This window comes from Streptomyces lydicus (assembly GCF_001729485.1).
Lineage (GTDB): Bacteria > Actinomycetota > Actinomycetes > Streptomycetales > Streptomycetaceae > Streptomyces > Streptomyces lydicus_D.
Map to the genome: position 1 here is coordinate 2,159,544 of NZ_CP017157.1, position 17,279 is coordinate 2,176,822.

Consider the following 17,279-nt stretch of genomic DNA (forward strand, 5'->3'; position numbering starts at 1 on the left):
GGAGTGACGAAAACGGCCCCGTACCGAAGTGATCGGTACGGGGCCGTTTCGTGTGGACGGGCCGTGCGCGGGTCAGTCCTCGCCGAGGTATGCCTTGCGGACGGACTCGTCGTGGAGGAGGTCCTGGCCGGTGCCGGAGAGGGCGATCCGGCCGATCTCCATGACGTGGGCCCGGTCGGCGAGGGACAGCGCGGCCTGGGCGTTCTGTTCCACGAGGAGGATGGTGGTGCCCTGGGAGCGGAGTTCGCGGATGGTCTCCATGATCTTCTGCATCATGATCGGCGACAGGCCCATGGACGGCTCGTCGAGCATGAGGAGTTTGGGGCGGCACATCAGGGCGCGGCCCATGGCGAGCATCTGCTGTTCGCCGCCGGAGAGCGTGCCGGAGGCTTGTTTGCTGCGTTGGCCGAGGATCGGGAAGAGGTCGTAGACGCGCTGGATGTCGGCGTCGATGCCGGCGGTGTCCTTGCGGAGGAAGGCGCCGAGCTTGAGGTTCTCGGCGATGGTGAGGCGGGGGAAGAGGCGGCGCCCCTCGGGGGAGTGGGCGAGGCCGCGTTCGACGATCTTGTGGGCGGGGACGCCGTTGAGGGGTTCCCCGTCGAAGGTGATCTTTCCGGCGAGGGGCTTGAGGAGGCCGGAAAGGGTGCGCAGGGTGGTGGTCTTCCCGGCGCCGTTGGTGCCGATGAGGGTGACGGCCTGTCCCGCTTCGACGGAGAACGAGATGCCCTTGACGGCTTCGATCTTGCCGTAGGCGACGCGGAGGTCCTCGACTTCGAGCAGTGCGGTCATGGGGTGTCTCCGCTCTCTGCGGACTCGGCGGCGGCTGCCCCCGTCGCGGGTGTATCCGGGTCGGCGGCCGTCGGTGTGTCGTCGACGGGGGTGCCGAGGTAGGCGGCGATGACGCGTTCGTCGGCCTGGACGACGTCGGCGGTGCCTTCGACGAGTTTCTGGCCCTGGACGAGGACCGCGACGCGGTCGCAGAGGTTGAAGATGAAGCGCATGTCGTGCTCGATGACGAGAACGGCGGTGCCCTGGGCGCGGATGGCGAGGACGAGGTCCTGGGTCGCGCGGGTTTCCTGCGGGTTCATGCCCGCGGTGGGTTCGTCCAGGAGGAGCAGGCCGGGCTCGCTGGCCAGGGCGCGGGCGATTTCGAGCTTGCGCTGCTCGCCGTACGGGAGATTGCGGGCGAGGTGGTCGCGTTTGTGGGCGAGGCCGGTGAACTCCAGGAGTTCCATGGCGCGTTCCTCGCTGCCCCGTTCGGCCTTCTTGAACCCGGGGCCGCGCAGGAGGGCGGACCAGAGTCCTTCCTTGGTGCGGGTGTGCCGTCCGACGAGGACGTTTTCGAGGACGGTCATGTTGGCGAAGAGGCGGATGTTCTGAAAGGTGCGGGCGATGCCCGCTTGGGTCACGAGGTGGGGTTTGCGGGAGAGGCGGGTGCCCCGGTAGCTGACGGTGCCTTCGGTGGGGACGTACAACCCGGTGAGGCAGTTGAAGAAGGTGGTTTTGCCGGCACCGTTGGGGCCGATGAGGCCGACGATTTCGCCGGTGTTGACGGTGAGGTCGACGCCCCGGACGGCGGTGAGTCCGCCGAACCGCATGGTGACGCCGTCGGCCTGGAGGACGGTGCCGTCGCCGGCGGCGGCGTTGTCAGTGGCGGGTGCGAGGGTGGGTGGTGTGGTCATGGTCGTCACGCCTTTGCCTTGGTGGCGCCGAGGGCGGCGTCGGTGTCCGGGAGGCGTTGGTCGGGCACGTCGAGTTGGCCGGTTTCGTGGAATTCCAGTTGTTTGCGGCGGTCGGGGATCAGGCCCTCCGGCCGGAACCGCATGAGGAGGACGAGCGCGATGCCGAAGAGGAGGAGCTGGTAGTCCTGGAGGAAGTCGAGCTTGGCGGGGATGAGGAAGAGCAGCGCCGCGCCGACGAGGGGGCCGCTGAGGGTGCCCATGCCGCCGAGGATGACGGCGGCGAGGAGGAACGCGGAGTTGGGGGGCTGGGGCCCGGCGAACTGGAACTGTTCGGGGGTGGCGGTGGTGACGACGTGGGCGTGGACGGTGCCGGCGAGTCCGGCGAGGGCGGCGCCCAGGGCGAAGGCGAGCAGGCGCAGCCGGAAGCTGTTGATGCCCATGGCGATGGCGGCGGTCTCGTCCTCGCGGATGGCGATCCAGGCGCGGCCGATGCGGGAGGCCGCGGCGCGCCGGAAGACCAGGACGACGAAGGCGGTCACGAGGATCATCAGCAGGTAGTAGTTGCCGTAGGTGGCGACGGGGATGCCGAGGATGTCGTGGGGTTCGCCGAAGTTGAAGCCGAAGATCTCCAGGTTGGGGATGTTGGGGATGCCCATGGCGCCGTTGGTGATGTCGGGGCCGGTGGTGCCGTTGAGGTTGAGCATGGCGATGCGGAAGATCTCACCGAAGCCGAGGGTGACGATGGCGAGGTAGTCGCCGCGCAGCCGGAGGGTGGGCGCGCCGATCAGCACGCCGAAGACGAGGGACGCGGCGGCTCCGGTGAGGAGGGCGGCCCAGAAGGGGAAGTGCAGCCCGAGGGCGGATTCGGGGGAGCCGGAGACGAGGGCGGCGGCGTAGGCGCCGACGCCGAGGAAGGCGACGTATCCGAGGTCGAGGAGGCCGGCGAGGCCGACGACGACGTTGAGGCCCAGGGCGACGGTCGCGAAGATCAGGATGTTGGCGCCGATGATCGTGTACTGGTCGGTGTCCTGGGTGAAGGGGAAGCAGGCGGCGGCGATGAACGCCGCACCGAGGGCGACGCCGCGGTGGGTGCGGGTGAGCTGGTTGAGCCGGTTGATGAGGCCGGCCCGGTTGAGTGCGGGGACGGCGAGGACGACGAGGAGCAGGTAGCCGACGAAGGGCGCGCCGTCGTCGGTGTCGATGCCGTAGGTGAAGACGAGCAGGCCGGCGGCGAAGGCCGCGGCGATGACCAGGATCTCGGCCCAGGACGGCAGTTCGCGGGTGCGGCGCCGTACGGGGGAGGCGGCGAGGGCCGCGGTGAAGCGCTGCCAGGGGTTGGCGGGGGTGGTGGCGTCGGGCCGGTCGGGGGGCAGGGCGAGGGCGCCGAGCAGGGTGACGAGGGCCGCGACGCCGGCGACGGCGCCGCCCGGTTCGAGGTTGACCAGCCCGCCGAGCTGGACGGCGATGGCGCCGAGGGTGAACCAGGTGGCGGCGAAGGTGCCCAGCGCGGCGAGGAGAGTGGGGGCGTTGCGGCCGGCCGGGGTGAGCCACTGCAGACCGCGCAGGCCGAGGGCGGCGGTGGCGAAGAGGAGGGTGAGGATGCCGCCGGCGAGGGTGACGATCTGCAGGCCGGCGGGGGATCCGTAGTAGGTGAGGTCGCCGGGGAAGTCGCTGCTCCAGGTCCAGGCGAGGCCGGTGGAGGCGGCGGTGGCGAGGGCGCCGGCGGCGGTGGTGAGGCGGGCGGCGCGTTCGGGGAGGGGGAGCAGGCCGCGGGGGGTGGTGGTTGTGGTGGTCATCGGTATCACGCCCGATCCGCGACGCGTTCGCCCAGCAGCCCTTGTGGCCGCAGGAGGAGTACGAGGATGAGGAGGACGAAGGCCCAGACGTCCTTCCAGGCTCCGCCGCCGAATTGCTGCATGCCGGGGATTTCTTCGATGTAGGCGGTGGCGAGGGCTTCGGCGATGCCGAGGACGACGCCGCCGAGCATGGCGCCGTAGATATTGCCGATGCCGCCGAGGACGGCCGCGGTGAAGGCTTTGAGGCCCATGATGAAGCCCATGCGGAACTGGACCTCGCCGGTGCGCAGTCCGTAGGCGACGGCGGCGACGCCGGCGAAGGCGGCGCCGATGGCGAAGGCCAGGACGATGATGCGGTCGGTGTTGATGCCCATGAGCTTGGCGGTGTCGGGGTCCTGGGCGGTGGCCTGCATGGCGCGGCCGCTGCGGGTCTTGGCGACGAAGAAGCCGAGGGCGATCATGCAGGCGGGCGCGGCGATGAGGACGAAGATGTCGCCCCGTTGGACGGTGGCGCCCAGGATCTCGAAGGCGTGGCCCTTGAACTGGGGGAACACCCGGGCCTGTTTGCCGTCGGGGTACCACTTCCAGATGGCTTGCTGGAGGGCGATGGACAGGCCGATGGCGGTGATGAGGGGCGCGAGGCGGGGCGCGCCGCGCAGCGGGCGGTAGGCGAAACGTTCCGCTGCGATGCCGACGAGGACGGATACCGCGATGCCGCCGAGGAGCATCACCGGCAGGGCGAGGGCGAGCGAGGTTCCGGTGGGAAGGGCGAGGTAGACGCTGAGCGCTCCGAAGCCGCCGACCATGAAGATCTCGCCGTGGGCGAAGTTGATGAGCTGGACGATTCCGTAGACCATCGTGTAGCCGATCGCGATGAGCCCGTACATCGCGCCGAGGATGAGTCCGTTGGCCAGCTGTTGCGGCAGTTCGCTCACCGCAGGGCCTCCGTTGTGTGGGAGTGAAGGGGTTCCGGGTGTCCCGGTGTGCCACGGGCCGCGCCAGGGTCGTTCGTGGCGTCCTGGCGCGGCCCGGGTCGTCGGTGCTGCTGTGCGGCCGGTCGGTCAGCTCTTGTCGAACTTCTTGAATTCGGCGCTGAAGCGGGAGGCCCAGGCGCCCTTGTCGACCTGATATGCGGTGATCATGGTGTTGGTGGTGTCGCCGAACTTGTCGAAGGCGACCTTGCCGGTGACGCCGTCGAAGGTGACCTTGTTCATGGCGTCGACGACCTTCTTGCGGGCGTCGTCGGGGAGCTTTCCGTCGTTGTCACCGACGACCTGCTTGACGGCCTGGATGACGGCCCAGGTGGCGTCGTAGGTGGAGCCGCCGTACGCCTCGTACGCCTCCTTGAATCCGGCCGCCTTGTAATCGGCGATGAATTTCTTGGCGGACGGGAGTTCCTCGACGGGCTTGCCGACGGAGGAGGCGTAGTCGCCCTGTGCCTTCTTGTTGAGCTTGATGTAGTCGCCGCTGTACATGCCGTCGCCGCCCATGAGGGGCACGGTGACGCCGCCGTCCTTGAGCTGCTGGCTGAGCGGCCCGGAGGCGGGGTACTCGCCGCCGTAGAAGACCAGGTCGGGCTTGGCGGACTTCACCTTGGAGACGACGGCCTTGAAGTCGCGGTCGTCGGGGCTGACGTGCTCGGTGCCGACGATCTTCCCGCCGAGCTTGCCGAACTGGTCCTTGAAGGAGGACGCGAGTCCGACGCCGTAGGTTTTCTGGTCGTCGATGACGTACGCCTTCTTGGCCTTCATCTTCTCCCACGCGTACTGCCCGTCGAAAGCGCCCTGCACCTCGTCGGTGGTGGCCGTGCGGAAGTAGGTGGGGAATTGCCGGACCCGGTTGTTCTTTCTCCAGTCCGGGCCCTGGGTGAGGTCGGGAGTGGTGTTCGCCGGGGAAATCAGCGTGACGTTGTTCTGCTTGGAGACCTGCTGCATGGACTGCGCGACGCCGGAATTCAGCGGGCCGACGATGCCGAGCACGTCCTTGTCGCCGGCGAGTTTGGTGGCGTTCTGCTGGCCGACGTTCGGCAGGGCCTTGTCGTCGAGCGCTTCGAGTTTGAAGGTGACGCCCTTGACCTCGCCGGCCTTGTTGGCGTTGTCGACGGCGAGCTGGGCGGAGTTGCGGATACCCAGGCCGAGCGCGGAGAGCTCGCCGGTGGTGGGGGCGTCGAGGCCGATGACGACGGTGGTCTTGCCTTCGCCGCTCTTGTTGTCGTCGCCGCGCGAGCCGCACGCGGAGAGCGTGAGGGCACCGGTGGTGACTGCGGTGGTGAGGATGAGCAAGGAACGGTGACGCACGATCAGTCCTTTCCCTGGCGCGGCCACGGCTGTCGCCTGGCCGATTCGCGCGCCGGGCTGTACGGGGCGGTACAGGGGTCCGTGCTCACAGCGCGCCCGGCGGCGCGGTGACTGGCGGTGACTCTAGAGCGGTGTTCGCCGCGTCGGCAGAGTCGCCGACCATGATGTGACGCTCTTGTTATGACCGGCGATGAGCGTTTTGCCGTTATGGTCCTTACACCCGCGAGCGAACACGGGGCGGAGGGTGAACTCGCACTTCCACGGGCGGTCGGGTCGAACGGCCCGGCGGGCGCGTCCGCTTATCGGATGCGCCCCGCACGACGACGCCCCCGCGAGGCGGCGCCCACGGCGCGGGATTGGGGCGGGATTGCGCACAAGTTACGCAGCGTTACGGATGTGCGTACGGCGTCGCCGTCCGGAGACGACCGCGGCCCCGCCCCCCTTTGCCGGGGGCGGGGCCGTGACAGCGGGCGGCGCGGGCCACCCGCGCCGGTCGTCAGGCGCGGTACGCGTCCGCGTCGACGTCACGCAGCATGCAGGTCAGACGCGCGGTGCAGACCCGCTTGCCCTGTTCGTCGGTGATGACGATCTCGTACGTGGCGGTGGAGCGGCCCCGGTGCACGGGCGTGGCGACACCGGTGACCAGACCCGACCGGATGCCGCGGTGGTGGGTGCAGTTCAGGTCGACGCCCACGGCGAGCTTGGTGGGGCCACCGTGCAGCATGGCGCCGACCGAACCGAGGGTCTCGGCCAGCACGGCGGAGGCACCGCCGTGCAGCAGTCCGTAGGGCTGGGTGTTGCCCTCGACGGGCATGGTGCCGACGACCCGCTCGGGCGCGGCCTCGGTGACCTGCACACTCATCCGCTCGCCGAGGTGCCCGGCGGAGAAGAGCGCGGGCAGGTCCAGGCCGGGACCGGCCCACTGGTCGAGGATCTCCTGCGGAAACTTCGTGGTGCTGTGCTCACCCATGTCCTACGGCTCCGTTCGCTCGCGCGCGGTCGTCGCGCCCGTGATCGTCGTCGATCGCGCCCGTTCCTATCAGGCCACTGAGCGGCCGCTCGGCGCGGGGGGCGCGTCCCGTCCGCCGGCCCGGTGGCGATCAGTCCTGCCCGGGGCTCTCCAGGCGCACCACCACGGACTTGGACGCCGGGGTGTTGCTGGTGTCCGCGGTGTGGTCCAGCGGGATCAGGACGTTGGTCTCGGGGTAGTAGGCGGCCGCGCAGCCGCGCGCCGTCGGATAGTGCACCACCCGGAAGCCTGCCGCGCGCCGCTCGCTGCCGTCGGTCCATTCACTGACCAGGTCCGTGTACGCCCCGTCGGCGAAGCCCCGCTCGCGGGCGTCGTCGGGGTGCACCAGGACCACCCGGCGGCCGTTCTTGATGCCGCGGTAGCGGTCGTCCAGGCCGTACACGGTGGTGTTGTACTGGTCGTGGGAGCGCAGCGTCTGCAGCAGCAGCCGCCCCTCGGGGACGGCGGGGTACTCCACGGGCGCGGCGGTGAAGTTGGCCTTCCCGGTGGCGGTGGGGAAACTGCGGCTGTCCCGGGGCGCGTGCGGAAGCGCGAACCCTCCGGGGCGGGCAACCCTCGCGTTGAAGTCCTCGAAGCCGGGGATCACCCGGGCGATCCGGTCGCGGATCGTCGCGTAGTCCTCCTCGAACTCCTCCCAGGGGGTGCGGCTCCGCGCGCCGAGCACCCGGCGGGCCAGCCGCGCGACGATGGCCGGCTCCGACAACAGCCCGCCGCTCGCCGGCTCCAGACGGCCGCGCGAGGCGTGCACCATGCCCATGGAGTCCTCGACGGTCACGAACTGCTCGCCGCCGCCCCGCACATCGCGTTCCGTACGGCCCAGCGTCGGCAGGATCAGCGCACGGGCGCCGGTGACCGCGTGCGAGCGGTTGAGCTTGGTGGAGACGTGAACGGTCAGCCGGGCACGCCGCATCGCGGCCTCGGTGACGTCCGTGTCGGGAGTGGCGGACACGAAGTTGCCGCCCATCGCGAAGAACACCTTGGCCTGCCCGTCGCGCAGCGCGCGGATGGCACGGACCACGTCGAGGCCGTGCTCCCGGGGCGGCGCGAAGCCGAACTCCTTCTCCAGCGCGTCGAGGAAGGCCGGCGCGGGCCGCTCGAAGATGCCCATGGTGCGGTCGCCCTGGACGTTGCTGTGCCCGCGCACCGGGCACACGCCGGCGCCGGGGCGGCCGATGTTGCCGCGCAGCAGCAGGAAGTTGACGACTTCCCGGATGGTGGGGACGGAGTGCTTGTGCTGCGTCAGGCCCATCGCCCAGCACACGATGGTGCGCCGCGAGGCGAGCACCATCTCCAGCGCACTGTCGATCTCCGCGCGGGTCAGACCGGTGGCGGCGAGCGTCTCGTCCCAGTCGTCGTCGGCCCGCGCCACCCGCGCGAACTCCTCGAAACCGTGGGTGTGCGCCCGGACGAACTCCTCGTCGACAGCGCCCTCGGTGGCGAGGATCATCCGGTTCAGCGCGCGGAACAGGGCCTGGTCACCGCCGAGGCGCACCTGCAGGAAGAGATCCGTCAGGGCGGTGCCGCCGCCGGCCAGACCGCGCGGCGTCTGCGGGTTCTTGAAGCGTTCCAGGCCGGCCTCGGGCAGCGGATTGATCGAGATGATCTTCGTTCCGCCGGCCTTCGCCTTCTCCAGGGCGGTGAGCATCCGGGGATGGTTGGTACCCGGATTCTGCCCGGCGACGATGATCAGGTCGGCCTTGTAGAGGTCCTCCAGCAGGACGCTGCCCTTGCCGACACCGAGGGTCTCCGTCAGGGCGGAACCCGACGACTCGTGGCACATGTTGGAGCAGTCCGGCAGGTTGTTGGTGCCGAACTCGCGGGCGAACAACTGGTAGAGGAAAGCGGCCTCGTTGCTGGTGCGCCCGGAGGTGTAGAAAACGGCCTCGTCGGGGGAGTCGAGGGCGGTCAGCTCCTCGCCGATGATGTCGAAGGCCCGCTCCCACGGGACGGGCACGTAGTGGTCGGCGCCCTCCGCCAGATACATCGGGTGGGTCAGCCGGCCCTGCTGTCCGAGCCAGTAACCGCTGCGGGTGGCGAGGTCGGCGACGGAGTGCGCGGCGAAGAAGTCCGGGGTGACGCGCCGCAGCGTCGCCTCCTCCGCGACGGCCTTCGCGCCGTTCTCGCAGAACTCCGCGGTGTGCGGCTTGTCGGGCTCGGGCCAGGCGCAGCCGGGGCAGTCGAAGCCGTCCCGCTGGTTGACGCGCAGCAGGGTCAGGGCCGTACGGCGCACCCCCATCTGCTGCTGCGCGATGCGCAGCGCGTGGGTGATGGCCGGCAGCCCGACGGCGGAGTGCTGGGGTTCGCTGACCTGGGGCGCGTCCTGGATGGGGTCCGACGCGGGCGGCTTGCCTGCCATGGCGCTCTCCCTCGAGCCGTGAGCTGGTGCTCCGCCGGGCGCGGCGGATCGTTGCCGTACACAGCAGATCCTGTCACGGCCGGGCCGCGGCAGGGCAGGGGGTGATCGGGGGCCGCGGCCAGGCGGGATTCCGGGGCGGTCACGGCGGGGGAGGAGCGGCGGGCGGCGGGCCCGGAGGCCGCCCGGACGCGGGCCGGGGTGGTGCGCGGGCCGGGGCCGGGGCGGTGCACGGCGGGGATTGTCAGTGGGGCGTGGCAGGATCGGGGGCGTGGCAGCAAAGGCAGCGAAGAAGAGCGAAGCGACCGGCACCGAGGCGGCGGCGGGCGACCGCCCCCGCCTGCTCCTGATGGACGGGCATTCCATGGCATACCGGGCGTTCTTCGCCCTGCCCGTGGAGAATTTCACCACCGTCACCGGACAACCGACCAATGCGATCTACGGCTTCGCGTCGATGCTCGCGAACACCCTGCGCGACGAAGCGCCCACGCATTTCGCGGTGGCCTTCGACGTCTCACGCAAGACCTGGCGGTCCGAGGAGTACGCCGACTACAAGGCGAACCGCTCCAAGACCCCCGACGAGTTCAAGGGCCAGGTCGAGCTGATCGGCGAACTGCTCGACGCCATGCACGTCAAGCGCTTCGCCATCGAGGGGTACGAAGCCGACGACGTCATCGCCACGCTCACCGAGCAGGCCACCGCCCAGGGCTTCCACGTCTCCATCGTCACCGGCGACCGCGACTCCTTCCAGCTGGTCTCCGACGACGTCACCGTCCTCTACCCCACCAAGGGCGTCTCCGAGCTGACCCGCTTCACCCCGGAAAAGGTCTTCGAGAAGTACGGCCTCACCCCCGCCCAGTACCCCGACTTCGCCGCCCTCCGAGGCGACCCGTCCGACAACCTCCCCGGCATCCCCGGCGTCGGCGAGAAGACCGCCACCAAGTGGATCAACCAGTTCGGCTCGTTCGCGGAACTCGTCGAGCGCGCCGACGAGGTCAAGGGCAAGGCCGGCGCCAACCTCCGCGAGCACCTCGAAGCCGTCAAGCTCAACCGCCGGCTCACCGAAATGGTCCGCGACGTCGCGCTGCCCTGCGGCCCCGAGGAACTGACCCGCCAGCCCTACGACCGCGATGCGCTCACCGTCTTCCTCAACGGCCTGGAGATCCGCAACCAGGGCCTGCGCGACCGGCTGCACGCCGTCGACCCCGGCGCCGCGGAAGCCACCGACCAGCCCGCCCCGGCCGCCGGCATCGAGGTCGACGGCGTCATCGCCGGCCCCGGCGAACTCGCACCGTGGCTGACCGAACACGCCACCGGCCCCCTGGGCGTCGCCACCGTCGACGTCTGGAGCCTGGGCAGCGGCAGCGTCGCCGAGATCGCCCTGGCCGCCGCCGACGGCCCCGCCGTCTGGTTCGACCCCGCCCAGCTCGACGAGACCGACGAGCAAGCCTTCGCCGCCTGGAGCGCCGACCCCGACCGCCCCAAGGTGATGCACAACACCAAGGGCCTCATGCGGGTCTTCGGCGAACACGGCTGGCGCATCGACGGCGTCACCATGGACACCGCCCTCGCCGCCTACCTCGTCAAGCCCGGCCGCCGCTCCTTCGCCCTGGACGCCCTCTCCGTCGAATACCTCGGCCGCGACCTCGCGCCCGCCGCGGCCGGCGACGGACAGCTCGCCTTCGGCGCCGACGAGCAGGCCGAGGCGGACGCCCTGATGGGCCAGGCCCGCACCGTCCTCGACCTGGGCACCGCCTTCGAGACGAAGCTCGCCGAGGTCGGCGCCGCCGAGCTGCTGCGCGACGTGGAACTCCCCACCGGCGAACTCCTCGCCCGCATGGAGCGCGCCGGCATCGCCGCCGACCGCGGCTGGCTGGAGCGCATGGAGGCACAGTTCGCCGGCGCCGTGCAGCAGGCCGTCCAGGAAGCCCACGCCGCCGCCGGCCACGAATTCAACCTCGGCTCGCCCAAGCAGCTCCAGGAAGTCCTCTTCGGCGAACTGGGCCTGCCCAAGACCAAGAAGACCAAGACCGGCTACACCACGGACGCCGACGCACTCGCCTGGCTGGCCGCACAGACCGACAACGAACTCCCCGTGATCATGCTCCGCCACCGCGAGCAGGCCAAGCTCCGCACCACCGTCGAGGGCCTGATCAAGACCATCGGCGCGGACGGCCGGATCCACACCACCTTCAACCAGACCGTGGCGGCCACCGGCCGACTGTCCTCCACCGACCCCAACCTCCAGAACATCCCCGTGCGCACGGACGAAGGCCGGGCCATCCGCCGCGGCTTCGTCGTCGGCGAAGGCTTCGAATCCCTCCTCACCGCCGACTACAGCCAGATCGAACTGCGGGTCATGGCCCACCTCTCCGAGGACGAGGGCCTGATCGAAGCCTTCACCTCCGGCGAGGACCTGCACACCACCGTCGCCTCCCAGGTCTTCTCCGTCGCCAAGACCCACGTCGACGCCGAGATGCGCCGCAAGATCAAGGCCATGTCCTACGGCCTCGCCTACGGCCTGTCCGCCTTCGGCCTCTCCCAGCAGCTGGGCATCCAGCCCGACGAGGCCCGCAAGCTGATGGACAACTACTTCGAGCGGTTCGGCGGAGTGCGCGACTACCTCCGGCGCGTCGTCGAGGAAGCCCGCGCCACCGGCTACACCGAGACCATGCTCGGCCGCCGCCGCTACCTCCCCGACCTCAACAGCGACAACCGCCAGCGCCGCGAAATGGCCGAACGGATGGCGCTGAACGCCCCCATCCAGGGCACCGCCGCCGACATCGTCAAGATCGCGATGCTGCGGGTCGACGCCGCCCTGCGCACCGCCGAGCTGGAATCCCGGCTGCTGCTCCAGGTCCACGACGAAATCGTCGTCGAGGTCGCCCACGGCGAACGCAAGGAACTCGAGGAACTGATCCGCCGCGAAATGGCCGGAGCCGTCGCCCTGCGCGCCCCCCTCGACGTCTCCGTCGGCTACGGCAAGGACTGGGAATCCGCAGCGCACTGACCGGGCTTCCCCGCGCCGACCGGGCTTCCCCGCACTGATCGCCCGTGCCTTCCGGGGGGCCGGGCTGCTCGGGCCGGCCGTACTGTCCGGGATGGCCGGCCGTACTGTCCAGGATCGCTGTCCGTACTGCCCGGACCGGCCTTCCGTACTGTCCGGACAGGCCGGACCGACCGAGCCGCGCGGCGCCCGGAACGACCGGGCCGTGCGCCGGCCGCCCCGACCGGGCCGCGCGCCGGCCGGTGCCCTGTCCGGGCCGCACGCCGCGCGGGCCCGGACAGGGCACCGGCTCCGCCGGTCACGGCACCTGCCCACGCGGACACAGCGGACACATCGGTCAGAGGTCCTGCCCCGTTCAGTCCAGGCAGAGGTCCGGCCCAGCCGGACAGATCGGCCAGAGGCAGCCCCTTTGCCCCGCTCGGACAGTTCGGCCAGAGACCCTGCCCGCTCGGACAGATCGGCCAGGGCCCCAGCCCCGTCGGCCGGACGCCGAGCGCAGTACGGCCGGCACGGTCCGTACGGAACGTCACTCCGCGCCGGCTCGGTCGGCCGGACCCGGACAACGCCACCCCGGGTCCCGGGTCCCGGCTCAGTCGCTGGTGGACGCCACCGACCGGGCCGCCGACCGAGCAGCCGCGGCACCCGCCGCCGGCCCCGACGGCGCGGCCGCCGCACCGGCCACCGACAGGCTCCGACGCGCCCGCCGCACCACCAGCCGTACCGCCACCGCATACAGCAGCAGCCCGGCAATCAGGCCCGCGCCGGAGCCGAAGAGCACAGTCGGCAGGTAGTCGAACCAGTCCGCCGCGGCGCCGTACACGGCGTGCGCCCGCAACGTCCGGTGCACCGCGCCGAGCACCACGCACAGGACGACCGGGAAGGTCAGCAGCAGCCGCACCCGCACGCTCAGCGAAGGCGCCGCCCCCGCCCCCGAACCGACCGCGGCACCGCCACTCCCGTCCGTCCCGGTGCGGCCCGCGCCGCGCCGGACAAGGCCCGCCGCACCCCGGCCGCCACCTCCCCGCCGAAGCGCCGACCACAGGAACCACACCGTCCCCGCCGAAGCCACCACCGAAGTGCCGTACTGCAGATATGTCGACACCGGTAGCCCACCCGCCGTCCCGCCCAGCCCGGGGACCAGCCGCGTGCCCCAGCGCCCCGGGTGGGTGAACGCGTCCCACACCACATGCGTCGCCGCCCCGAGCACCGCCGACAGCACGAACCGGCCAGCCAACGCGCCGAATTCGGACACACTCCGCGGTTGCCACCGGCGACCCCGGACCAACCCGTACACCCGCCCCCGCCACGCCGCGGGCAACAAGGCCAGCACCGGCTCACGCAACAGCAGCCAGCCCCCGACGAGCGCCACGGTCACCAGCACATCCACCGTCAGCACACCCCACAGCGAGTGCGTGACCGCCCCGAACGCCATGCCGCCCGGCACCACACTGTCCGCGTAGTACGTCATGTCCGGTGCCAACGACCCCGCGACGAGCGCCGAGGCGACCAGCGGACCACGTGCCGTACCGGTCCGTCGGACGGCCGGCAGCACTGCGGCGACATGGCTGAGCGTGAACGGCATGGAGCCTCCCCTCGATCGATTCGGATCATTATGTGTCCGATGAGGGTGGTAGATGCCGGGCCCGAGTTGTCGTAGTGTCGCCTGAGTTGGAGCGCCGGGGAGCGCGATACCGCGTCGCGACGCGGTGGGTCAACGCGGAGGGGACCACATATGGCAGCCACATTCCGACGGCGGCTCCGAAGGGGAGCGGCCTCAACGGCCGTGGCGGCCCTGGTGCTCGCCGCCCTGACCGCCTCCCAGTCGCCGGCCGGCGCCAAGAACACGACCGCCAAGGGGCAGGAACCCACGCCCGCCGACACGCCCATCGACGGCGGCGCGGCGTACTACACCGACCTGCCGCCCCTCAACAGCCCGGTACCGCCCCGCGGTTCCAACGACCCCCGGCCCGACGGCGACGACATCGTCACCGGCCCCGCGCAGGCCGGCATCCCCGCCACCGTCCTGGCCGCCTACAAGAAGGCCGAGTCCGAGATCCGCGCCACGGACCCCGGCTGCCGGCTGCCCTGGCAACTCCTCGCGGGCATCGGCAAGGTCGAATCCGGCCAGGCGCGCGGCGGCGCGGTCGACGCCGAGGGCACCACCCTCCGGCCCATCCTCGGACCGCAGCTCAACGGCCACGGCTTCGCCCGGATCACTGACACCGACCGCGGTCTGTACGACGGCGACCGCACCCACGACCGCGCCGTGGGCCCGATGCAGTTCATCCCCTCCACCTGGTCCCAGGGCGGCCCCGCCGGCGCCGGCTGGGGCGCCGACGGCAACGGCGACGGCAAGAAGGACCCCAACAACGTCTTCGACGCCGCACTCGCCGCCGGCACCTACCTGTGCGCCGGCGGCCGCGATCTGTCGGTCCAGCAGGACCTGGACAGCGCCGTCCTCGGCTACAACCACTCCGAGGAATACCTGCGGACCGTACTGTCCTGGTTCGCGTTCTACCGCACCGGCAGCTACGAAGTACCCGACGGCAAGGGTGTGCTCCCCGCCCGCCGGCACGACGCCCACGGCACCGGCGACCCCGCGCACGGCCGCACGGAGGGACGTACGGGCCACGGCCGCAGCACCGGCGACACCACCGGCAACCGCCCCCACCCCGGCAAGACGCAGCCGAACGGGCCCGCGAAGCCCGGCGGTTCGGGCGACGGCCACACCGGCGGCCACACCCCGGGCGGCGACCACACCCCCGGCACCCCGGAAACTCCCGGCACCCCGGAAAACCCCGGCGGGAAGCCGACGCCCACCCCCAAGCCGCCCACCCAGCCCACCACCCCGACCGCGCTCCAGCAGGTCGGCGACCGGGACCTGACCACCACTGCCGGTACCGACTTCACCAGCAAGCCCCAGGTGCGGGCCGAGAACGCGGCCGGCAAACCGGTCGCCGGCGTCGCCGTCCGCTTCACCCTCCCCGAGACCACCGACGCCCGCTTCCCCGCCGGCGCCACCACCGCCACCGTCACCACCGGCAAGGACGGCCTGGCCACCGCACCCACCCTGCACGCGGGCGACAAGACCGGCGACTTCACCCTCCGGGCCACCGCCGTCGGCCGCACCGTACCCGCCGTCGACCTCAAGGCGACCGTCAAGGCCAAGCCCGCCCCCAAGGCCGACCTGCTCACCCGCACCTCCGACAAGGAGCTGACGGCCACCGCCGGCCACGCGTTCGCGGAGGACGCGGTCGAGATCAAGGCGACGTACCAGGGCAAGATCGCCGCCGGGGTGCCGATCACCGCGACGATGATCACCGACGACCCGGACCACCCAGTCCAGAACGACAAGGGCCCCTACTTCAAGGACCCCCAGGCCACCGGCGACAACAAGGACAAGCCGGTCCGCACCCTCACCGGCCTGACCACCGACGCCGACGGCCTCCTCAAGCTCCCGAAGATCTACACCGACACCCACCCCGGCACCTTCCTGCTCCGCCTCACCACCCCCAACGGCACCACCCTCACCCTCAAACTGAAGGTCGCCGCCCCGCCAAAGACCCCCTGACCTAGACGAGTAAGTCCGAAGTCTTCGGGCGCATGAAGCGAGGGTCTCGTTGGTTCGTTTGTGACGACAAACCTGGAGACCCTCGCGACTGCACTGTACGTGAGGATCGATGACTCTCTGGCAGGAACGCGGCGGACAGGGCGTCCACCGAGGCTGACGGATGCCGAACTGTTGACGCTCGCGGTCATGCAGGCCGTACTCGGCTTCGTCTCCGAGGCCCGCTGGCTGCGGTTCGCCCGCACCCATCTGGCGGCCGAGTTCCCCTACCTGCCCGAACAGTCCGGCTACAACAAGCGCCTGCGGGCCGCGAACACCCTGCTCGGCCGCTTCATTCGCACCCTCGCCCGCGACACGGATCTGTGGCACGACGACGTATGGATCGTGGACTCCACACCCGTGGAATGCGCCCGCTCACGCCCCACCGTCAAACGCTCCGGCCTGGCCGGCTGGGCCGCTTACTCCTACTGTCCCTCGCACTCACGGTTCTTCTGGGGCCTGCGCCTGCACCTGATCTGCACACCTGGTGGACTACCGATCGCCTGGGCTCTGGCCAACCCCAAGACGGACGAACGCGAAGTCCTCGCAGGCATGCTCACCCAGGACGCCGACCTGCTGGCCACCCGCCCCGGGCAGACGGTTATCGGCGACAAGGGCTACGTCTCCAAGCACCTCGACGCCTTCATGGCCCAACACGGCCTGACCCTGCTGCGGCCCAGCTACCGCAACAAGAAGCCCCGGCCAGGAGAGCACCTCCTCAAACCGATCCGGCAGCTGATCGAGTCGGTCAACGACACCCTCAAAGGCCAGCTCGACCTCGAACGCCACGGAGCCAGAACCCCAGCCGGAGTCCTGGCCGGCGTCGGACAACGCATCCTCGCTCTCACCGCCGCGATCTGGCACAACCGGGCCACCGGAACACCGATCACACGATCACTGATCGCCTACGACCACTGACCAGGGCTTCGGACTTACTCGTCTAGGCCCCTGACCCCAACAGGCACAGGACACACGGCCGGCCCCTCAAACCGCAGGCGCCCGCCACCCACCCGCCGTACTCACCGCCGTCCCGCCCCCCGTCCAGGGCGGGACGGCGGTGACACACCTACCGGGCCGCCTACCCCCGCAACCCCACGCAAGCGGAGCCACGACCACCCAGACACGCAGCCCCTCAGACCCACACAGCCCCTCAGACACACACGGACCCTCAGACCCACGCGGCCCTCAGGCCCGCAGGTGATGCAGACGCGCAGGTGACTCAGACGCACGGTCGCTCAGACCGCCGCATCACCTCCACCCGCCCGCATCGCCTCCACGCACAACGCGTAATCGAGCGGCCATGCCCGTGCACTCGGCCCCAGCCCCCGTCGGCCGCCCCAACCCACCCACGGGCCCGGCCTGCCAGCAGACCCAGCCCACACTCGAGCCCGGCCTGCGATCAAACTCAACGCACACTCGGGTGCAGCCTGCTCTCCGGCACGCACAACGTGTTCTCATCTCAGCCCCCCGTTGCTACGGTGCCCCAGCCCTGACGCCGCATCAGCTC

The 17,279-nt window shown here is 70.8% G+C and carries 11 protein-coding genes; 3 read left to right on the forward strand and 8 right to left on the reverse strand.

The genetic code is table 11. From position 1 onward, the window contains the following. Window positions 1-72: 72 nt before the first annotated feature. The 7 genes from SL103_RS09285 to SL103_RS09315 all read right to left on the reverse strand — a co-directional run bounded on the left by SL103_RS09285 (window position 73) and on the right by SL103_RS09315 (window position 9,161). Complete coding sequence (locus SL103_RS09285) at window positions 73-789, reverse strand: ABC transporter ATP-binding protein (protein ID WP_069568256.1); 717 nt, start codon at window positions 787-789, stop codon at window positions 73-75. After that, entirely contained in the window at window positions 786-1,682 is an 897-nt protein-coding gene (locus SL103_RS39185) for an ABC transporter ATP-binding protein (protein WP_069573560.1), read from the reverse strand. Before SL103_RS39185 ends, SL103_RS09285 begins: the two co-directional genes overlap by 4 nt. A gap of 5 nt (window positions 1,683-1,687) precedes the next feature. Then, the gene (locus SL103_RS09295; protein WP_069568257.1) at window positions 1,688-3,478 is read right to left on the reverse strand and encodes a branched-chain amino acid ABC transporter permease; all 1,791 of its coding nucleotides are present in this window, start codon (window positions 3,476-3,478) and stop codon (window positions 1,688-1,690) included. Window positions 3,479-3,483: 5 nt separating this feature from the next. Then, window positions 3,484-4,413, reverse strand: coding sequence for a branched-chain amino acid ABC transporter permease (locus SL103_RS09300; RefSeq protein WP_069568258.1), 930 nt, complete (start codon window positions 4,411-4,413; stop codon window positions 3,484-3,486). Between the two features lie 126 nt (window positions 4,414-4,539). Beyond that, window positions 4,540-5,760 carry a branched-chain amino acid ABC transporter substrate-binding protein gene (locus SL103_RS09305; RefSeq protein ID WP_069568259.1) on the reverse strand — a complete coding sequence of 407 codons (1,221 nt, stop codon included), beginning with the start codon at window positions 5,758-5,760 and terminating at the stop codon, window positions 4,540-4,542. A 511-nt stretch (window positions 5,761-6,271) separates the two neighbouring features. Then, a complete protein-coding gene (locus SL103_RS09310; protein WP_069568260.1) occupies window positions 6,272-6,745 on the reverse strand; it encodes a PaaI family thioesterase in 474 nt (157 codons plus the stop codon). 130 nt (window positions 6,746-6,875) lie between these two features. Further along, on the reverse strand, window positions 6,876-9,161 hold the full coding sequence (locus SL103_RS09315) for an FdhF/YdeP family oxidoreductase (protein ID WP_069568261.1): 2,286 nt from the start codon (window positions 9,159-9,161) through the stop codon (window positions 6,876-6,878). 268 nt (window positions 9,162-9,429) lie between these two features. Here SL103_RS09315 and polA point away from each other — a divergent pair, with 268 nt between their 5' ends. Beyond that, window positions 9,430-12,168, forward strand: a complete 2,739-nt coding sequence (gene polA, locus SL103_RS09320) for a DNA polymerase I (protein ID WP_069568262.1) — start codon at window positions 9,430-9,432, stop codon at window positions 12,166-12,168. Window positions 12,169-12,754: 586 nt separating this feature from the next. Here polA and SL103_RS09325 read toward each other — a convergent pair. After that, on the reverse strand, window positions 12,755-13,747 hold the full coding sequence (locus SL103_RS09325; RefSeq protein WP_069568263.1) for a DUF4184 family protein: 993 nt from the start codon (window positions 13,745-13,747) through the stop codon (window positions 12,755-12,757). Window positions 13,748-13,897: 150 nt separating this feature from the next. Here SL103_RS09325 and SL103_RS09330 point away from each other — a divergent pair, with 150 nt between their 5' ends. Beyond that, the gene (locus SL103_RS09330) at window positions 13,898-15,736 is read left to right on the forward strand and encodes a lytic transglycosylase domain-containing protein (protein WP_069568264.1); all 1,839 of its coding nucleotides are present in this window, start codon (window positions 13,898-13,900) and stop codon (window positions 15,734-15,736) included. Between the two features lie 60 nt (window positions 15,737-15,796). After that, entirely contained in the window at window positions 15,797-16,690 is an 894-nt protein-coding gene (locus SL103_RS09335) for an IS982 family transposase (RefSeq protein ID WP_069568265.1), read from the forward strand. Window positions 16,691-17,279: the final 589 nt, after the last annotated feature.